The 20,459-nt window shown below is 50.6% G+C and carries 16 protein-coding genes; 6 read left to right on the top strand and 10 right to left on the bottom strand.

Features of this window, described 5'->3' with window-relative positions; genetic code table 11:
* Positions 1-608, top strand: a 608-nt coding sequence (locus tag I4W93_RS18715; RefSeq protein WP_224673561.1) for an integron integrase, incomplete at its 5' end; no start/stop codon positions are given.
* An 81-nt stretch (positions 609-689) separates the two neighbouring features.
* Complete coding sequence (locus I4W93_RS18720) at positions 690-1,526, top strand: ion transporter (RefSeq protein WP_205313434.1); 837 nt, start codon at positions 690-692, stop codon at positions 1,524-1,526.
* Here the strand turns inward: I4W93_RS18720 and I4W93_RS18725 are convergent.
* Positions 1,513-2,220, bottom strand: coding sequence for a VC0807 family protein (locus I4W93_RS18725; RefSeq protein WP_205313431.1), 708 nt, complete (start codon positions 2,218-2,220; stop codon positions 1,513-1,515). The two genes, I4W93_RS18720 and I4W93_RS18725, sit on opposite strands and share 14 nt — an antisense overlap.
* Positions 2,221-2,423: 203 nt before the next feature.
* Between I4W93_RS18725 and ppc the strand changes: the two genes are divergently transcribed.
* Positions 2,424-5,054, top strand: coding sequence for a phosphoenolpyruvate carboxylase (ppc, locus tag I4W93_RS18730; RefSeq protein ID WP_205313428.1), 2,631 nt, complete (start codon positions 2,424-2,426; stop codon positions 5,052-5,054).
* Positions 5,055-5,319: 265 nt separating this feature from the next.
* Entirely contained in the window at positions 5,320-6,207 is an 888-nt protein-coding gene (locus I4W93_RS18735) for a DMT family transporter (protein WP_205313420.1), read from the top strand.
* Between the two features lie 5 nt (positions 6,208-6,212).
* Here I4W93_RS18735 and msrA read toward each other — a convergent pair whose 3' ends face one another.
* From msrA to I4W93_RS18750, 3 genes are all read right to left on the bottom strand, one after another.
* Positions 6,213-7,484: a peptide-methionine (S)-S-oxide reductase MsrA gene (gene msrA / locus I4W93_RS18740; RefSeq protein ID WP_205313417.1), complete on the bottom strand. Its 1,272-nt coding sequence runs from the start codon at positions 7,482-7,484 to the stop codon at positions 6,213-6,215.
* Between the two features lie 77 nt (positions 7,485-7,561).
* On the bottom strand, positions 7,562-8,647 hold the full coding sequence (gene ltaE, locus I4W93_RS18745) for a low-specificity L-threonine aldolase (protein WP_205313409.1): 1,086 nt from the start codon (positions 8,645-8,647) through the stop codon (positions 7,562-7,564).
* Positions 8,648-8,783: 136 nt separating this feature from the next.
* Positions 8,784-11,024, bottom strand: coding sequence for a TonB-dependent receptor (locus I4W93_RS18750; RefSeq protein WP_205313401.1), 2,241 nt, complete (start codon positions 11,022-11,024; stop codon positions 8,784-8,786).
* Between the two features lie 223 nt (positions 11,025-11,247).
* Here I4W93_RS18750 and I4W93_RS18755 point away from each other — a divergent pair, with 223 nt between their 5' ends.
* Complete coding sequence (locus I4W93_RS18755) at positions 11,248-13,326, top strand: protein-disulfide reductase DsbD family protein (RefSeq protein ID WP_205313394.1); 2,079 nt, start codon at positions 11,248-11,250, stop codon at positions 13,324-13,326.
* Between the two features lie 36 nt (positions 13,327-13,362).
* Complete coding sequence (locus tag I4W93_RS18760; RefSeq protein ID WP_205313388.1) at positions 13,363-13,962, top strand: redoxin domain-containing protein; 600 nt, start codon at positions 13,363-13,365, stop codon at positions 13,960-13,962.
* 48 nt (positions 13,963-14,010) lie between these two features.
* Here the strand turns inward: I4W93_RS18760 and I4W93_RS18765 are convergent, their stop codons facing one another.
* From I4W93_RS18765 to mtnK, 6 genes are all read right to left on the bottom strand, one after another.
* The gene (locus tag I4W93_RS18765; protein ID WP_205313385.1) at positions 14,011-15,246 is read right to left on the bottom strand and encodes an ABC transporter permease; all 1,236 of its coding nucleotides are present in this window, start codon (positions 15,244-15,246) and stop codon (positions 14,011-14,013) included.
* On the bottom strand, positions 15,246-16,439 hold the full coding sequence (locus tag I4W93_RS18770) for an efflux RND transporter periplasmic adaptor subunit (RefSeq protein ID WP_205313376.1): 1,194 nt from the start codon (positions 16,437-16,439) through the stop codon (positions 15,246-15,248). The genes I4W93_RS18765 and I4W93_RS18770 overlap by 1 nt, the downstream gene beginning before the upstream one ends.
* Positions 16,429-17,346: an HlyD family secretion protein gene (locus I4W93_RS18775; RefSeq protein WP_224673563.1), complete on the bottom strand. Its 918-nt coding sequence runs from the start codon at positions 17,344-17,346 to the stop codon at positions 16,429-16,431. The genes I4W93_RS18770 and I4W93_RS18775 overlap by 11 nt, the downstream gene beginning before the upstream one ends.
* A 95-nt stretch (positions 17,347-17,441) precedes the next feature.
* Entirely contained in the window at positions 17,442-18,386 is a 945-nt protein-coding gene (locus tag I4W93_RS18780) for an HlyD family secretion protein (protein WP_205313358.1), read from the bottom strand.
* The gene (locus I4W93_RS18785) at positions 18,380-19,054 is read right to left on the bottom strand and encodes an ABC transporter ATP-binding protein (RefSeq protein ID WP_205313354.1); all 675 of its coding nucleotides are present in this window, start codon (positions 19,052-19,054) and stop codon (positions 18,380-18,382) included. The genes I4W93_RS18780 and I4W93_RS18785 overlap by 7 nt, the downstream gene beginning before the upstream one ends.
* Positions 19,055-19,173: 119 nt before the next feature.
* A complete protein-coding gene (mtnK, locus tag I4W93_RS18790) occupies positions 19,174-20,376 on the bottom strand; it encodes an S-methyl-5-thioribose kinase (protein ID WP_205313350.1) in 1,203 nt (400 codons plus the stop codon).
* Between the last annotated feature and the right edge of the window lie 83 nt (positions 20,377-20,459).

Genomic DNA, 20,459 nt, shown 5'->3' on the forward strand with positions numbered 1-20,459 from the left:
CACGCTATAAACTGCTGGCGCAGTTGATGTACGGCAGTGGCTTAAGGCTGATGGAAGCTGTTAGGTTGCGGGTGCATGCAATAGATTATGACTATTTGTCGGTAATGGTATGGCAAGGTAAAGGCAATAAAAACCGCCGCACTACCTTGGCACCAGAATTGGTTGCATCGCTTAAGCAGCAAAGTCAATTTGTGTTGCAGTATTTTCAGGCAGATCTGGCTAACCCCGATTATGTCGGCGTATGGCTACCTTTTGCGTTGGCGCGTAAATACCCTAATGCACCGAAAGAGCTGGGCTGGCAGTATTTGTTTCCGTCACTGCAGCTTAGCGTCGATCCCGATTCTAAGCTTCTGCGCCGTCACCATCTGGACGAGAGTTGTGTCAGGCGCGAAATTAAAATTGCCTCCAAAAAGGCTGGCATTAGCAAAAATGTTACCTGTCATACGCTGCGCCACAGTTTCGCCACCCACTTACTAGAGTCCGGTTCCGATATTCGCACTGTGCAAGAGCAGCTGGGGCATACCGATGTCCGTACTACGCAAATATACACCCACGTACTACAGCGTGGTGCAGCTGGGGTAAAAAGCCCTTTATCACAGTTGCTATAAAGCCAATGTAAAGCCATTGACGGCTATTGCGGCTGGCATACAATAGCGGCATTTATCCACTTGTTTGCTTAAGGTAGCCGTATGAGCAGTGACACCGTGATAGTAGCCCCGACCGTGCGTGAACGATGCCGGCAATTTATTGAAAACGGCCAGGTACAGCGTATCTTGCTGACACTGATTTTAATAAATGCCGTTATTTTAGGCATGGAAACCATGCCAACGGTGATGGCGGCCATTGGCATTTACTTAGTTATGCTGGATAAGGCCATACTGGCGGTGTTTGTGGTTGAAATTGCTATCCGTTTGTTTGTACACCGGCTGGCGTTTTTTAAAGACGGCTGGAGTGTGTTTGACTTTATCGTGGTGGGTATTGCCTTAGTGCCGGCCAGCGGGCCTTTTGCTGTGCTGCGTGCGCTTAGGGTATTACGGGTGCTTAGGGTGCTCACTTTTGTGCCAGCTATGCGCAAAATTGTTGGTGCGTTAATTAAATCGCTAAACGGTATGTTGTCTATTGCCATGGTGCTGGGGCTGGTTTACTACGTGGCGGCAGTTATGGCGACCAAGTTGTTTGGTGAAGCCTTCCCGGATTGGTTTGGCAGTCTGGGCGCGTCCTTGTATACCTTGTTTCAGGTGATGACGCTGGAAAGTTGGTCCATGGGCATTTCACGGCCGGTGATGCAGCAGTTTCCCTTTGCCTGGGCGTTTTTTGTGCCGTTTATCTTAATTGCCACCTTTACCATGCTGAATTTATTTATCGCCGTTATCGTTAACGCGGTGCAAAGCATGCACGACGAAGAGCACAAAGAAGAGCACGATGCCGATGCTGCGACGCAGCAACAGTTATTACTGCAGATGCAGCAGCTGCAACAGGAGTTGCAACAGCTGCGGCGCGAGCTAAAAAAACCTACTGCAGAATAAACTCTTCCAGCGATTGGCCGGTTAAACGGCCAATTTGCATAAACATATAAATAATAGCGCCCATTAGCATCACCATGCTTGGCAGCACTATCACCGGGTAGCTAAGCCAAGTCATGCGGCCTAGCTCTTCGGCATAGGCAGTGGTACCGGGTTGGCTTACCACTATCGCTTTGGCCAAAATATAATTCAGCACTGCCGACATAAAGAACGACGCCGCTACGATATAACCGGCACGGGCCATGCGCTGGTTGAATGCTTCGGCATTGTTTTGCTGTGCTAACGCCTGCTCCAGTTTGGGCATATCCAGCAGCTCGGGGTTAATTAGCAGTTTTTTTACCAACGGATAGGGGGTGTATTGGCTTACCAGCACAATAACGCCAATTAATCCGGGTATTAGTGCCTCTTTAATGGCGATATAAGACGGTGGTAACTGCAGTAAACTAATACCGCCGGTTAACAGCACGCTGATAATGCCCAGCACCGAGAAAAAATTCACTTTACCGGCGTGTTTCAGCTCCCACAAACCAAAGCCCAGCGGAAACGCCAGCGCTACCACTAATGCCCACACCGGACCTAAGACGTCGTCGCCACTGAGTTTGCTTAAAATCAGCGCTGGTATCGCTACATTAATAATAAGGTTGCTAAGCAAGCCAGATTTTTTCTTTTTAACGGCAGGGGAAGCAGTTGTATTCATTATATATGTCGTCCAAAACCCAGAATGCCGCACTATAACATGGCTGGACGTGGTATTTATTGTCATTTTGCAGGTCGGCCTGCGTCGCCGAAATGGTTATTTGGTCTTACCAATTGCGTTGCCCACTTTGTAATCAATCAGTGTTGAGTACCAATTGATTACAGGCTAGGGTGGTAGCATACAGGGTAACTGAGGTAAGTAAAATGGACCATTATTCAGCATTAAAAGCCAATGTCGGTTTACTGGGCACTAAGCTGGGCGACACCATCCGCAGCCAGTTGGGTGATGCGTTGTTAGAACGGGTAGAGCAAATTCGTCAGTTATCCAAAGCCGCGCGCCAGGGCGAAGAGCTGCAAGCCGATAAGCTAAAGCAAGTACTGCAAAGCTTAACCGACGATGAGTTGTTGCCGGTAGCGCGCGCTTTTGCCCAGTTCCTTAATTTAGCCAACCTGGCCGAGCAACACCACAGCATCAGCCGTATTGGCCATGCCAGCATTGAAAAACCCGAACCGTTGGAAGAGCTGTTCAGCTTGCTTGATAGCAAAAAGCTTGATGCGGCAAAAGTAGAGCAGGCGGTTGCCGGTTTATCCATCGAGCTGGTGCTAACTGCGCACCCAACCGAAGTGTCACGGCGCACTTTAATTCACAAACTAACCGAAATTGCTGCCTGTTTAGCCGAGCTGGAGCAGGATTTAACCGCACTGCAGCAGCAAAAAGTTGAACTGCGCTTAAGCGAGCTGATTGCCCAGGCCTGGCACACCAATGAAATTCGTGAGCAGCGGCCTACGCCTGTAGACGAGGCTAAGTCGGGCTTTGCCGTAATTGAAAGCTCGCTGTGGCAGGCGATACCCGATTTCCTGCGTGAGCTCGACACCAAATTGGTTAACGCCACTGGCAAGGGCCTGGCATTAAATGCGGCGCCAGTGAAGTTTTCCTCCTGGATGGGTGGCGACCGCGATGGCAACCCCTTTGTTACCTCTAAGGTTACCCGACAGGTGCTGTTACTCAGCCGTTGGAAAGCCGCTGATTTATTTGCCAAAGATTTAGATTTCCTCAGCAGTGAATTGTCGATGTATCAGGCCAGCAGTGCGCTGCGCGACGTGGCAGGCGATGCCAGTGAGCCGTACCGTTTGGTGCTGAATAAACTGCGTAGCGGTTTGTTGCAAACCCGCGACTGGCTGACTGAAGCGTTAAAACACGACCGCTTGCAACGGCCACAGGACCTTATTTGGCACAATGCCCAGTTACTTGAACCTTTGCTATTGTGCTATCAGTCGTTACTTGACTGCGGTATGAGCGTTATTGCCAATGGCAGGTTGCTCGATACCGTGCGCCGTGCTTATGCCTTTGGTGTCACCTTACTCAAATTAGATATTCGCCAGGACGCCGGGCGTCATGCACAGGTATTTAGCGAGCTGACGCAGCATTTGGGTTTAGGCGATTACGGTGCCTGGGATGAAAGCGCCCGTCAGGCGTTTTTATTGGCTGAGCTAGCTAACCGCCGGCCGCTGTTTCCAAAAAGCTGGCAACCGGGCGCCGACGTACAGGAAGTGCTGGATACCTGCGAAATTGTCGCCCGCCACGGCAGTGAGGCGCTAAGCACCTATGTCATTTCGATGGCCGGTAAACCGTCCGATGTACTCGCTGTGCAACTGCTGTTAAAAGAAGCCGGCATCAGCTTCCCAATGCCGGTAGCGCCGCTGTTTGAAACACTTAGTGATTTACAAAACGCACCGGATTGCATGCGTAAGTTACTCAGCATCGATTGGTACCGCGGCTACATTAACGGCAAACAGGAAGTGATGATTGGCTACTCTGATTCTGCCAAAGACGCCGGTGTGTTCGCTGCCGCCTGGGCGCAGTACAGTGCGCAAGAAGCCTTAGTGGCGATATGTCAGCAGGCTAAGGTGCAACTAACCTTGTTCCATGGTCGTGGCGGTACTATTGGCCGTGGCGGTGGCCCGGCGCATGCCGCGATTTTATCGCAGCCGCCAGGCTCGTTGGCCGGCGGTTTGCGGGTAACTGAGCAAGGTGAGATGATCCGCTTTAAGTTTGGTTTACCCAAACTGGCCGAGCGCAGCCTTGCGCTGTATGCCAGCGCCGTACTGGAAGGTATGTTGTTACCACCGCCGGTGCCGAAACAAAGCTGGCGCGAGCTGATGAGCCAGCTGGCAGAAGACTCCTGCGAGGCTTACCGTGCCGTGGTCAGGCACAACAAAGACTTTGTGCCGTATTTTCGTGCAGCCACCCCAGAGCAAGAGCTGGGGCAGTTACCACTGGGCAGCCGGCCGGCTAAACGCAACCCCACCGGCGGCGTAGAAAGCCTGCGCGCGATACCGTGGATTTTTGCCTGGTCGCAAAACCGCTTAATGTTACCGGCCTGGCTCGGTGCCGGCTCGGCACTGGCCAAAGCTGCCGAGCCAGACAAAGCCGCTTTGTTAGATGAAATGCAGCAACAGTGGCCGTTTTTCGCCACCCGTATGTCGATGCTGGAAATGGTTTATTTAAAAGCCGATAGCGATATTGCTGCTTATTATGACAAGGTGTTGGTGCCGGCGGAGTTACAACATCTGGGGCAGGCACTACGCGCACAATTAACCGCCGATCGCGAGCTGCTGCTTAAGCTTATTCACAGCGATACGCTAATGGCCCGCGAGGGCTGGATCCGCGAATCGATTATGCTACGCAACACCTATGTCGACCCGTTGCATATTCTGCAAGCCGAGCTGTTACACCGGGTAAGGCATCAGCCGGAGCGGGTAAATCCGATGATTAGCCGGGCGTTAATGGTGACCATCGCCGGTATTGCTGCCGGTATGCGCAACTCTGGTTAAACAAAAGCGGTTAGGCTACTCGTTAGTAACAGATAAAACCGGCATACTGTGAATCCGATTTTACAAAGAGGGACAGGGTTTACTCTAAGCCGACCGTTGCAGGCCTGGATGCCTGACAAATTCGTCTGGAACGAATTTGAACAGCTCCGCTGGTCCGCAGGACAAACTTCAAGGATGAAGTTTGTAATCGAGCCTACAGGGACGTATTTACGGCGTGTCGGTGTGAGTAAACCCTGTTCCGACTTCACCAGGATTGTGCAGCAATATGGGTCCTTATGCGTTATTGGCGTTAATTTCGGCGGTAGCGATGGCCAGCAGTGGCATTATTGCCCGCTTTAGTGGCCTGGCTGCGGCTGAGTTAACCTTTTACCGGCTGGCGGTTGGCGCGCTGTGTTTGCTGTTGTTTGTTGGCCTAAGCGGCCGGCTTGCGCTGCTAAAAGGCAAGCCCGACTGGCGTATGGCGCTAAACGGCGTGCTGCTGGCCAGTTTTATGCTGTGCTTTTTATCTGCCATTGAATATATCAGCCTGGCTAACGCCATTATGCTGGTGTATCTGGCGCCGCCACTGTCCGCCTTTATTGCCCACTGGCTGCTGAACGAAACCCTCGATTTACCCGATGCCAGCCTGATCGTGCTGTCGTTTTTCGGCTTTGCCATGCTGCAGCAGTTTAAGTTCGATCTGGTACTAGACGCGACGCAGCTGCCCGGTTTGCTGCTGGGGATATTGTCGCTATGTGCTTACAGCAGTTTTTTGCTGCTAAACCGCCGATCCTTGCCGGCGCATTCACAATTACAGCGCACCTTTTACCAGCTGATTATTGGCGCTTGCTGTGTGCTGCCGTTTTTAACTGGCATCAATATGCCCAGCGCCGATGACCTGCTGTGGATAGCACTGGCCGGTATCTTTCCTGGTTTTATCGCTATTTACTGCGCCATTATCGCGCTGCAACATTTGCCTACCCGGGTCTATGCCACGCTGGCGTATTTAGAGCCGGTCACGGTAATACTGGCCGGCTGGTGGCTGTTTAATGAACGCTTAACCACGCTGCAACTGGGCGGTGTGCTGCTGATTATCCTCACCGGCCTATTGCTGGCGCGGCGGCATAAACCGGCCAAAGCCGTGCTGGCCGTGGCCGAAGCGGTAAGGTTGTAGCCTCGCTAACCGCGGGGCACAAAATCCAGCACGGTAGCGTTAATACAGTAGCGCGGTTTGCCACCGGGGCCGTCATTAAACACGTGGCCTAAGTGTATACCGGACACGGCGGCACGAATTTCGGTGCGGCGCATGCCGTAGCGGTTATCCGGCTTTTCGATTACCGCACCGTCTACCGGTTGGGTAAACGATAACCAGCCGGTGCCAGAGTCGAAGCGGTGGCGGGTATCAAACAGTGGCGCGCCGCTTAATTTATCAATAAAGACGCCTTCGGGGGTGTTTTTAAAAATTTCATATTGCTGGCAAAAACGGCCGTCGGTGCCTTCATCAAAAGCCACATTAAAGGCTTCGCTGTCACCGAGTTTAAATTTACCTAGCAGCAGGTAAAACTCGTCCGGGTTTAAATAACCCTGGTGACCAAACACTTCTTTACCATTCTCCAGCAAAATAATGGTCGGTGTGGCCCAGGTAGCGGTTTTTAGTGTTAAGCCGCTGAGCTGGCTGGCATAGCGAAAGTGTAATGGGATATCGCCGCTGTATTTACTGGCCACCTCGGCTTTAAATTTTTCACAGTACGGGCAGTAGCTTTCTGAGTCGATCACCAAAATCTGCTTACCTTGCTGCAGTGCGCTGTTGTCGGCGCTGGCCACTTGTGTTTGCTGCTGCGGGTTAAAACGCACGCCGGTACTGTGATCCGGGCAGTAGCCATTAGGGTTTTTCGCGATATAGTCCTGATGATATTGCTCGGCTGGAAAAAACTCGCGCAATGGCTTAATTAGCGTGGTGATGCTGCCATAGCCGGCCTTGCTCAACAGTGGCTGGTATGCGGTCATCACTTGTTGCGCGGTGTCATATTGCGCTTGGCTGTTAGTCAGGACGGTAGAACGATACTGAGTACCAATATCATTGCCCTGCCGGTTAAGCTGGGTTGGATCGTGCATTTCAAAATAACGTTGCAGCAAGGTCGTCAGGCTTATTTGCGCCGGGTTAAAGCTTACTTTAACCACTTCGGCATGGTTATTCGGGTTGTGCTGATTGCGCCGCTGCGTAATAGCGCGATACGTTGGTTCGACACCGTTGCCATCGGCATAGCCAGACACTGCATCAACGACACCGGGCATGGCTTCAAAACGTTTTTCTACGCCCCAAAAGCAGCCGGCACCGACGACGATACTATCAAGGTGCGCGGTGGCGGGCATAGTGTCGGCAGCTGCCTGTGCTGTGCCGCCCAGCAGTAATGCGCTGGCACACAATTTTAAAAAGGAGGATAGGGCCATAGTTACCTCTGCCTGTTGTTATATGCTTAGTTATACGCATTAGACAGGCAAATAGGGCAATGGCTTTCAACCGACGGTTAATTAACCTCAGCAGCAAAAGCGGAAATATGCTGCAGAGCCTGGTCAACATCCTCGCGGCTGATATCCAGATGACATACCCAGCGCAGCCGTTTAATGCTGCCGTTGACGCTTTGATAATTGCTGCCGGTGAGCTTGATACCGCGCTCGGCCAGATAGGGCAGCAACTTTTCTGCCAGTTGCAGCTCAACATCAGTAAACAAAATATTGGTCTGTACCGGCAGTGCCGTTAGCTTGCCCTGCAATGCCGGTAGTTGCTGGGCTAAGTGTGTTAAACCGTCGGCTAAACGCCGGCAATTGGCGTGATCGTCGGCTAAGCGGTTAATATTGTTTTCCAGCGCATATAAACCAGCAGCGGCTAACATGCCGGTTTGGCGCATACCGCCACCTAGCATTTTGCGCACCCGCTTGGCGCGGGCAATAAAAGCATGTGAGCCCAGCAACAACGAGCCGACCGGGCAGCCTAACCCCTTCGATAAACACAACGACACCGAGTCATAACCCTTGCACAGCTCTCGGGCCATTTTTTGTGGCGTCAGGTTATGCTGTGGCGCTAACGCCACAGCCGCGTTCATCAAACGGGCGCCGTCGATATGGCAAGCCAGGCCTTTGTCTTTAGCCAGCGCCGCCACATCGCGCATATAGCCAAGTGGTAGCACTTTACCGCCAACGCTGTTTTCAATCACGATAAGGCGCGTACGGGCAAAGTGTGGGTCATCGGGCTTTATCGCCGCCGCAATATCGCTTAGCGCCAAGGTGCCATCGCTTTGTAATTCCAGCGGCTGCGGCTGAATAGAGCCCAACACCGCCATGCCGCCGCCTTCCCATTTGTAGGTGTGCCACTGCTGGCCAACAATGGCTTCATCGCCGCGCTGGCAGTGGCTCATCATGGCAATCAGATTAGTTTGGGTGCCGCTGGGAGCAAATAACGCCGCTTCAAACCCCAGCATGTCTGCAGCATAGTGCTGTAATTCAAGTGTGGTGGGGTCGTCGTTAAACACGTCATCGCCCAGCGCTGCATTTAACATACGCTGCTTCATTGCGACAGAGGGTTGGGTAACGGTATCACTGCGAAAATCAGCCATGCTTTGCTCCATAATTATGCAGCAGACAGACTAAGGCGGCGTTCAATGTTGCGCAATCAGAATGGGTTAAATAACCGGATTTGTCGCTGAAATAAAAAGGGCAGCCTAAGCTGCCCTTGCACTAAACGATAGCGAATTAATAAAAGCTGATCTTAAAGTCGACACCAAAGGTGCGTGGCTCGTTAACAAAACCGGTCAGGTTATTGAAATCGATAGCGCCTTTTAAGTTGTCTTCATCAGTGATGTTGCGACCAAATACACCAACTTCGTAATTGCTATCGTAGTTGATATAAGCGATACGTAAACCGGCTTCAAAATTGTTGTTCGACTTAAATTCGGCAGATTCATACAGGAACAGGTTAGTTTTGCCCTGTAGCTGGTAATCGCCATAAACATAAATCTCACCGCTTTGGATTGGGAAATCGTAACGGCCGTTTAATGTCAGGATAGTTTCTGGTGCCTGCGGGAACGGATTGCCGTCAATTAACGCCAGGTTTTGCGCGTTACGCGGGTCCAGTACAGTACACATGCCTGAACCGCAAGGTGCTACGGTTAAGGTGTCATCCTGCAACTCGGTGTTGTTATAGCTAAAACCACCGCCCAGGCTCAGGTTTGGCAACACGCGGTAGTCAAAGTCCATTTCAAAGCCGTAACCTACACCTTTATCGGCGTTGATTAGCTGATTACCCTGTGTTTGACCACCGATGGCTGATAACTGAATGTCGTCGATGGTGTAATAAAACAGCGCAGCATTTAAGCGCAGCGTGTTATTGAGTAAATCAGATTTAGCACCAATTTCGTAAGATAAAATTGTTTCTGAATCGGCAACTGATGGTGGTGCTTCGAACGCCACATCACGGCCCTGAATTGACTGCGCTCGGAAGCCATCTGCAACGCGGGCGAATAAGCTGGTTTTGTCGGTTAAGCGATAATTAGCGCTTAGCTCCCAGCTAATTTGGTCGTCAGATACTCGGATAGGGAAATACTGCTGAATTTGTGCTGCACCAATTACCAGCGCAAAGCCGTCGACATTTTGCTGGCCAACAGAGAAGGTTTTCACATCGTCGGTGTAGCGAACACCGGCGGTGATATCCAGCTTGTCGTTCAGCTTGTACGATGTTTGGCCAAACAAGGCCCAGCTGGTGTTGCCGTGAAACACTTCGGTGGCACCGAAGAAGCCGTCGATACTGTTTACACCAAAGCTGGAGTCAAAGTAAAAGCCACCCACCTGCCAGCTTAATGCGTCGCTGGTGTCGCTGGCTAAACGAATTTCCTGGGTGAATTGCTCTAAATCCTTTAACTGATCTTCAGTTACCGCCTGAAACGGGATAACGCCGGGCCCTGTCGGTGTGCCGCCGTCAATATCACCGATACCACCGCCGTCCGCCCGCTCCAGCGCGGAAATGCTGGTTAGGGTCATGCCGTCTAACTGAATATCCAGTTTTAGTGAGGTACCCCAGGCGTCATAGCTTTGGCTGTTGCTAAGTGGGTTGTCATAAAACACGCGGTCACGGTTGTAGCCGGTATTTAATTCATCGCTGCCAGCCGATAAAATATTTGCTCTAAATAACGATGAGGTACCGTCATAGCTACGAGTATGTACATTTAATAGCGCATCAAACTCGTCGGCTTCATATAAAAACTGCAAGCGGCCGGCGCGCTCGTTATAGCCACCCATGGCATTTTTTTGCTCGTTGAAGCCGTTATCTACCCAGTCACTGCGATGCTGCGATAACAACGAAATACGCGCTGACAGTGCATCAGTTAAACCACCACCCACGGCGCCTTCTAAGTTAAACTGGCCAAAGGTGCCGGCTGTACTTTTAACGTAAGCATCAAATTCCTGCCGCGGTTTAACACTGTCAAATTTAATGATACCGGCGGTGGTGTTACGGCCAAACAGCGTGCCCTGCGGGCCGCGAATTACTTCTACCTGTTGTACGTCAAACAACGGGAAGCTTTTTAAAATAACGTTTTCCATTACCACGTCGTCCATAATAATGGACACCGGTTGTGACGCAGCTAAATCAAAATCGGTATTACCTAAACCACGGATATAAAAACGCGGTGCAGCCCGGCCGTTTGACGTTTCTGCGTATAGGCCCGGCACTTTTATTGCCAGTGCAGTAATATCATCGCCGGAAGAGAAAATGGCATCAAACTTTTCGCCCGACAGAGTGGCAATAGAAATAGGCACTTCCTGAATACTTTGGCTGCGCTTTTGGGCAGTTACCGTGATGGTTTCCAGTTCCTGTTCTTTTGCATCTTGATTTTTGTCACTTTCCTGCGCGAATAGCACCGGAGAAAAACCAACTGCAGCACCAAACAGGGCAGCTTGCATAGCTGCGGACAACGCTGACTTAGTAAATGGCTTCATTAAGGTAGACCTTATATTGATAGTTTTAATAAATGGTGTGCCTGGCGTAACACGGCTATTGCTGGAGTGACCACAGCGGCTGTTACGCTTAATCGCTGGCTAATATAGCAGTTTGTCGCAGAAAATGCTCAATTTAGCCCACTTTAACTGTTATTTAATCAATACTTTGAACCAAACCGGTGTAGGCTCGTATGATTAATTAGCCCCTATGTAAGAGATTGATATGCCGAAGCTGATTTTACTGCTGTTGTGCTGTTTGTTGCCCGCCAGCGTGCTTGTTGGCCAGGCACAGGCTGCCAGCAGCGGCTGGCAAAGCGCCAGCCATTTACAAGCTGAATTAGTCAGCGAGTACCAGCAAGTGGTACCCGGCCAGCGCTTACAGTTAGCGCTGCACTTTGTACCGGACCCGCATTGGCACACCTATTGGCAAAACCCGGGCGATTCGGGTTTACCTACCACACTTAGCTGGCAGTTGCCGCAGGGCGTTAGCGTGGGCGATATCCGCTGGCCGACACCGCAGGCCATTGCGTTACCGCCGCTAATGAATTACGGCTTTGAAGGCCAGACTATTTTGTTGTCTGAGCTAAGTATTGCGCCGGATTACAGCGCGGACAGTATCGACATTCAGCTTCAGGCCGACTGGCTGGTGTGCGAAGAAATTTGTATTCCGGCTGAGGCGCAGTTTAGCCTGATCTTGCCGGTGGCATCACAAGCCATTGCTGCCGCAGATTATCAGCCGTTATTTGCCGAAGCCGTAGCGCGTTTGCCGCAGCCCCTAAGCGTGCAAGGCCAGTTTGATGTATCAGGCGGTGCTTTTTCGGCCGCTATAACATTGCCGGAAGCAAAAAGTATCAGTGGTTTTTTTGTCGCCGCCAGCGAATTAGTTGACCATGCAGCGGTACAACAAATTAGCCTGAACGGTAACCAGCTGTTGCTACAGCAAGCATTAAATACCTATTTTTCGTCTGCGCCAACGCAACTAGAATTGGTGCTGCTTGCCGACGATGGCGCGTACAGCGTGCAATTGCAGCAGGCAGTACAAGCCAGTACGGAAATTTTAGTCACCCAGGGCCAGCAAAGCGACACTGCGCTGTGGCTAGTTTTGCTTATGGCTGCTGCCGGTGGCCTGATCCTGAATTTAATGCCCTGTGTGTTTCCGGTGCTATCGCTTAAAGCACTGAGCATAGCGGCAAACAGCCAGCAACAGCATAAACGCGATGCAGTTTTCTACAGCCTGGGAGTGGTATTAAGTTTCGTGACGCTGGCGCTAGTGTTAATAACTTTGCGCAGTGCCGGTGCAGCTGTAGGCTGGGGCTTTCAGCTACAAAACCCGTATTTGGTTGCATTGTTAGTCTACTTATTGTTTGCGCTGGGGCTAAGTTTGTCTGGTGTAGTGCAGTTTGGTTTGGGGTTAATGAATAGCGGCAGCAATCTGGCCGCGGCTAAAGGCAGCAAAGGATCGTTCTTTACCGGCGTGCTGGCAGTTGTGGTAGCCAGCCCTTGTACGGCACCTTTTATGGGCACTGCGCTGGGTTATGCCGTCGGCCAAAGTGCCGCCGTGGCGTTGCTGGTGTTTGTTGCACTGGGGTTGGGTATGGCGCTGCCATTTTTGTTGTTAGGCTTGGTACCCGGCTTTGCCCGTTTATTACCGCGTCCCGGTGCCTGGATGGACACATTAAAGCAATGGCTGGCGTATCCGCTTTATTTAAGTGCAGTCTGGCTGCTATGGGTTTATGGCCGGCAAAGCGGCGTTGATGCTCAGGCGATGTTGTTGATTGGCGTGGTATGTATTGGCGCAGCATGCTGGCTGTGGGGGCGTAAGCAGCTGGCGCAGGCCGGTATTGTTAGCATGGTTATCGCCTTATTGCTGCTAGTGCTGGCGCTGGCAATGCCGGCACTGGCGCCAGCGCCGCAACCGGCGGTAAAAAGCCCGACCCAGACTAATACTAACCAACATTGGCAGCCCTGGTCGGCAGATACACTGCAACAACTGCGAGCTCAGGGCAAGCCAGTACTGGTAAATATGACCGCCGATTGGTGCATTACTTGTCTGGTTAACGAGCGCGTAGCATTAAACACCCAGAGCAGCAAAGCGGCAATGGCGCTGTACGATGTGACCTATTTAAAAGGTGACTGGACCCTGCGCGATGGTGCTATTACTGAATATTTGCGTCTGTATCAGCGTGATGGCGTGCCCTTGTATGTGCTTTACTGGCCGGGGCAGCCGCCCGAAGTATTACCGCAGATTTTAACCCCTGACACGCTTTCCAGCACCCTGGAACGGCTAAGTCAGCAACCCTAACGTTATGTTACACAACATGAAACAGGAGTAATGAAAATGAAATTACGTAATTTGGTACTGGCTGCCTCAGCCGCGTTGTTGTCATTGGGTTTATCTGCTGCGCTGCAAGTCGGTGCACCGGCTCCCGACTTTACTGTTGTCGACTCCAAAGGTAATAGCCACAACCTGAAAGACTTCGCCGGTAAAAATGTGGTGCTGGAGTGGACTAACCACGATTGCCCGTTTGTGGTTAAGCACTACAGCGGCAACATGCAGGCGCTGCAGGCTGAGATGACCGCGCAGGATGTGGTGTGGCTGAGTGTCATTTCTTCAGCGCCAGGCAAGCAGGGCCATGTTAGTGGCGCCAAAGCCGATGAACTCACAGCCAGCCGCAATGCCGTACCCACAGCCGTAGTATTTGATGAAAGCGGTGTGGTAGGTAAAGCCTATGATGCCAAAACGACACCGCATATGTACGTGATAGACAAAGCCGGTGTGTTGCAATACATGGGTGGCATAGACAGCATTCCGTCAGCTAAAGTAGACGATATTACCAAAGCCACACCTTACTTTGCCAACGCGGCCAAAGCGGTACTGGCAGGTAATACGCCTGATCCGGCCGTGACCAAACCTTATGGTTGTAGTGTTAAATATTGATAATCTAAACGCTGCCACCGCTAAAGGTGGCGGCCCGCCTGCAGTTTGCTACTCGCTTTGTAGCGCGGTTATAGGATCAAGCTGTGAGGCTTTAATCGCCGGATACACACCAAAAGCGATACCGATGAGCGCACAAATACTAAACGACAACACTATGGCCAGCAGCGACCAGCTTACCGCCCAGTCAGAGTAAAAGGCGATAAGTTCGGACAATAAAATACCAAACACTATGCCCAGCAAGCCGCCAAGAATAGCAATGGCAAAGCTCTCTGCGACAAACTGCATTTTTATATCACGCTGAGTTGCGCCGATGGCACGTAACAGGCCAATTTCTTTCGTTCGCTCCAACACTGTGGCTAGCATAATATTCATAATACCAATGCCGCCAACCAGCAATGAAATGCCGGCGACACAGGACATAACAATATTGAAAATTTGCTGGGTTTGCTTTTGTTGCGCCAGCAACGCGGCGGGCATAATGATGCTGTAATCGTCGGTATCGTTGTGACGTTGTTTTAACAGGTAATCAAGAGCTTTGGCACTTAAAGCGCTATTACTGTTTTCACTAAGTTGCAGCCGAAATGACGTTAACTCAGCACTAAGCGGTGCCGCTTTAAAACGGCTTTGCGCAGTGAGTAACGGCATAAATAGTTGGTTTTGCTCACCGCCTAGCTTAATACCCTGAAACTCATTACTGCCAGCGTAAGGTTCTGCCAGTACGCCCACTACCTGCAACCATACATGATTTACTTTGACGGGCTTACCCAACGCATCGCCTTCCGGGAACAGGCTTTGTGCAACCCTGGCACCCAGAATGGCAACCTGAGCTGCGTAAAGGTTCTCTTGCTCGGTAAAATGACGCCCGGCGGCAAACTGCAGTTTACTCAGCTGCATATAACTTGGCGAAATGCCAATGGCGCTGCCATCGCTTTTGCCGTAATGGCTGTATAGCGAATGTGTTTCAATTTTGCGCTCGGCGCTGTAGCCGGTAATACCCGGAATAGTAGCAACGGCAATATCAATGTCACTTTGGCTTAACCCCAGCGAATGCTTGCGTTGCTCTTGTAGTGCTTTTTCTTCAAAGGTTTTACCTTCAACTATCAAGTTACGCAGCCCCATGGTTTCTATGGTTTTAAGGGCTTCACGCTCAGCGCCTTCACCAATGTTTAGCATGGCAATAACAGCACCTACACCAAAGATCATGCCTAACAAGGTGAGAAAGGTTCGCAGTTTATGTTGTGCCAGCTCTGCCAGTGTATCGTTGATCAGGACTGCAACTTTCATCAGATTGTCGACTCCGGGTTAAGTAGCGCTATTTCCTCGCCAGTTTGTAAGCCAGTAAGTACTTGGGCATGGCTAAGGCTTTTTTGACCAATTTGAATGGCTTGTTTTACAAAACGGGAATGCTCACGTTTATATACATACAGCTGTTGTTGTTCGCTAAAAATGGCTTGCAGTGGCACCAGTAAAGCATCGGGTATGCTATTGACTAAGATTTCTGCTCTTATTTTATTGCCCGGCAAAAAGCGCGGGTCTTGCACTGTCGGCGCTACGACAACTTCAATGTATTTGCGAGGATCTCGTCGTTCCCGCGACTGTGCCACCGGTGCGACAGACACTATGCTGCCGCTTAGCGTTTCGTCTGGCCAGGCTGTTAATGAAAATGTAACCGGTTGGCCGGCTAACAAGCCAACAGCTTCTTGTTCAATCACCTGTAATTTAACGTGTTGCAGGTTTAAATCTGGGATACTGCCAATACGGTTACCAGGAAAAACCATACCACCTACTTCAGGTTTTTCACCCCGCCAGTTGGTTTCATACAAAATGATACCCTGGTGTGGCGATCTGACTTCAAGCTGCTCTAAGCCGCTTTGTGCCTGATGCAATAAGCTTTGTTGTTGGCCGCGTTGTAACTGCAGTAACTCCAGTTCGCCCGCGCTGCGCTGGCTAAAGCTGTGCTCTTGCCAGTCCAAATATTCACGTTTGTTGCCCAGATACTCTTTATTCTGCAACGAGTCGATGATCTCTAACCTCGAACGTATTTGCACGTCATCTATATTAAACCGGTCAGCAAAAGAGAATTCATGGCTATTTAAGGTTTGCTCCAGGCCCAGCGCAGTTTGTTCATTGTACTGTTCTGCCAGTTTTTGTTGTTGGTCTGCGACGACTGCAGCTAAACCGGTACTAGCTTTGACCTGTGCCTTTTGCAATTGGCTGGCATCAAAGGTAACCACCACATCGCCAGCCTGAACCTCACTATATTCCGCTGCCAAAGTGGCAATAAAGCGCGGCCCCTGTAAGGTACTGGGCGCACTGATGCTCACGGCGTTCACCGCAAAAAGCTCTCCTTCGGTGCTAACTTTATGTATCAGGGTGTTTTTGGCAACCCGGTACACCGGTACCTGAGATGGCGGCTCAGTACAGGCTGTTATTAATATCGCGGCCAAGCTGATAAATAATAGTGCTTTAGTTTGCATTGCTGACTCCGTCTGCGGCACTTAGATTGATGGCCAGTCGTGCCGTCATGCCCGGGCGCATAATCTCTGTATCCAGATTGTGCAGTTGCACGGTGGCGTCAATTACGCGGCGTAAATTATCGCGGGATTTGTCTCGCACGGCATTGCCCAGGCTTTGTAACACACCACTGAAGCGGCGCTCAGGGTAAGCGTCCAGCGTAATTTCTACCGCCAAACCGGTACGTAATTGTTGTAAATCAATTTCGTCGATTTCGGCTTTAACATACAGGCTGTCTAATTGACTAACCTCAGCAACGGGCTGGCCAAACTGCACGCTATCACCGGCAGAAAATTTTTCACCTTCAAAGTTTTGGCTATAAACCATTACTCCGGCGAAAGGTGCTTTAACCTGCATACTGCTGATGCTGAGTTTTAGTTCGTTGACTTCTGCTTGCAATCTACTCACTTTGGCCTGCAGCATGAGTTTTTCTGCTATGCGTTGCTGCTGATGGCTGGCCAACCGCGCATTAGCGAGTTCAAGTTGGCTAGCGGCGATGGTAAAGTCTATTTGTGCCTTGCGCCGATCGTTTTCGGAGCGAGATTGATCGACAATGGTGGCCTTACGCTGGTTTTTATCGTATTGCATGTTGCTCTCGGCCAGCGCCAGTTTTAACTCTTCGTATCGTTGTTCATCACTGCGTAAGCGGTTTGCCAGCTCCTGTTCGGCGCTTTGAAATTCAATGGTTTTATTTTTTAGCTCATCAACCAGGCTTTGGGCGTCGAAGGCCACCACAGTATCTTGTTGTTTTAGCAAGCTGCTCTCGGGCGTTAGCTGCTTAATATTGTATTGCCACAATCTTTTGACGCTGGGGGGCGAGGCTTTAAATGTCTTGGCGGCAGTCAGTTCACCGGTTGCCCTAATCTGCACAGTACTGTGTTCACTGGTTGCAGTAGGCGGCTTCTGACAAGCCGTTAATAAAAGTAGTGCACCTAGGCTAAGGCAACAAATCAATGGCTTGCTATTCATGGCTGTTGTACCTCAATTAACAAGCCCATACCTAGCATGGGGTGGCTTAATGGCATCTTGTCGGAGGTAAAAACGGCTTTATAGTACAGTGCGTTGCCCCAGTTTTGCCGTTTCTCACCCTGGCTGGCCATTTTACTCAGCTGGAGTGGAAAAGCGGCATGCGGCGCGATATCAAAGCGGGCCGTTAAACCGGAATTAAGCTGTAAGCGCGGTACATCAATTTCATGGACCCAGGCTTCAATAAACAGATTGTCGCTGCGATTGAGCTCTGCAATAGTCCACCCCAGCTGCGCGGTTACCCCGGCATATATTTTAGTGCCGTACCATGGGTGGCTGCCGTAACTTATCGTACCATCTTGCATGGCAGTGACGCTCATCAGGCCAAGCTGGGTTTCGGCGGCATCGAGCTCTGCCTTGGTTTGCTCAATTTGCAATTGTTGCTTGGTTAATGCACTTTCTGCTGCGATACGCGCCACAACTAATTGCTCGGCAGCCTTTCCTGCTTCTGTGCGGGCACGTTTCAGCTCTAACTGATACTGCTCATAATCATACTGGCTCAGGTTGACCACAGGAACTGCCGCGTCTATACCGGCTTTTTCAAGTAACAGTTGTCGCCGTTGCAGTTCGTACTCTGCCTCCATTACTTTTTGTTTATGTTCGCTGTTAAGTTGATTTAACCGTTCTTCATGGTTAATTAAGGTGCTTTTTAGCTGCTCAATTTGGCTTTTAACATTGCCAGCATCGAATACGGCAATTAAATCACCGCGTTGTACCGGCTGATCTTCAGGATGCAGCCACTGCACCTGTACCCGCCAATTGTCACTCATGGGTGAAATAACACTTTGTTTATCCGCAGATTGCAAGGTGCCGGTGAGTAGTAACGGAACGGCCTGTTCACCGGGGATAGTTAGCGCCAGTAAGGCGCAAAGTACGCTTAGCATTTACTGTCCTCCAGGATCTGCCCGTCGCGCATTCGTATTATCCGTTTGGCGTAAGCGGCAATTTCGTCTTCGTGTGTAACCATAACAATGGTGTTGCCTTTACTGTGCAATTCGCACAGTAGTTGCATTATTTCTTTTGATGTTTTGCTGTCCAGGTTGCCGGTTGGCTCATCCGCAAATATAACTTTTGGGCTGTTTACTAACGCGCGGGCAATGGCTACCCGTTGCCTCTGGCCGCCTGACATTTCGTGTGGTTTGTGCTCTTTTCTATGGCCCAGGCCTACCTGATCTAACAGAGCATTAGCTCGCGCCAGCGTGGTCGTTGCGTCAATCTCGCTATATCTTAGCGGTAGGGCAACGTTTTGTGCTGCGGTTAGGCGTGGTAATAAATGAAATGACTGAAAAATAAAGCCGATGTGCTGGTTGCGCAGCGCGGAGAGCTGAATATCATCGAGTTGGCTAATCTGTTGATTATTGAGTTGATAGCGCCCTGAACTGGGGGTGTCGAGACAGCCGAGAATGTTCATTAGGGTAGATTTACCAGAACCAGAACTGCCCATTATGGCGACAAACTCGTTCTCGGCGATATGCACACTGACATTTTGTAGCGCTGTTACGGCAGTTTCGCCTTGGCCAAATATGCGGCACAGACCTTCGGCAGTTATCATCACAACATCCTGTTATTAATCAATAAAACAGGATGCCATACAGTCGCATTAACTGGAACATTGTTGTGCTATGGTTTTATGTTAAAAATGTAACAAGCCATGTCGACACTGTATCGACACTATGCTTGCTGATATTGGATAAGCGCGACCAGCTGCGCCATATTGGCCAGTTCATGGCGCTGCAATATCAGCTGCCGGCCAAGTTTCAACGCTTTGGCTTCGCATTGGCCACGTAGGGTACTGTCGCTGATACTGTCCAGGTCGGCGACATGCGCTAAGCCAACCGTGCGACGGATTAGCTCGCAGCCGGCATAACCCAGGGTGTCGGCCCAAATTTGCTGCATAAAACGCTGCTGGTAAAGGCTATTTTGCAAGCTGGGTTCGCGGCACTCTTGCTCCATTAGCTGTTTAAACTGGCTACTAAACTGCTGCCACAGGCAGGTAATTTGCTCCAGCAGATACTGCTGTTGCGTTTCGCGTGCGCTGCTATCGGCAGTTAAACCGAAATGGCTTAGATAGCTCAGCAATAAATTACCCACCAGGCTGCCCACGTCAAAGCCAATAGGGCCATAAAAGCCAAATTCGGCATCAATGACTTTGCAGTTTTCATCGTTGATAAAAATACTGCCGCTGTGCATATCGCCGTGCAGCAGGGCCTGCGGTTTGGACAAAAAGTCAGCTTTGAGCTGCGCTACCTCTGCTTGCAGCACTTCGTCATGCCACAGTTGCTGAGCTTCAGTGCGAATTTCGCTGTGCACATTATTGCGTTCGTGGTTGCAGTACGGGTCGGTAAAAAATAGGTCTTCGGTTATCAGGCACAGTTCCGGGTTCAAAAACTGGCTCACCTGCTGCTTTTTTTTCGGCCCGGTCAGGGCGAAATCACTGGTGTAATACAGTGTATTAGCTAAGTAGGCGGCTAGTTGTGCTGCCAAATGCGGAAATTGCTTGGCGGCTATAAGCTCGCTGCGCAAAATACGGTAATCGCTTAAGTCCTCCATTAAAATGGCGGCGTGCTCAGCGTCGTAGTGCAACACCTCTACGGTATGTTCGGGACACAGCTTGCGGTGTTTAATTAGCACCTCTGCTTCAATGCGGGCACGGTCTATGGTCAGTGGCCAGCTTTCACCCACGCAACGGGCATAGGGCAAGGCTTGTTTTACAATCAGACTGGTGCCTTTATCGTTCTCCACCCGAAACACCAGGTTTAGGTTACCGTCACCAAATTCTTCACAGCTTAATTTACTATGCTCGCCAAACAAGCCGCTGTGCTCATCAGCAAATCGCATTGCATCGTCTGTGGTAAAGGTACGGTATTCGGCCATAACGGGTCTCTTACTTGTGTTGATAATTGCAGAGCTGCATAATCGCAAACCTGAAACAAGGCTGCAACGCCAAACAGGAATAA

It is taken from the genome of Rheinheimera maricola (genome assembly GCF_016918075.2).
Classification (GTDB): domain Bacteria; phylum Pseudomonadota; class Gammaproteobacteria; order Enterobacterales; family Alteromonadaceae; genus Alishewanella; species Alishewanella maricola_A.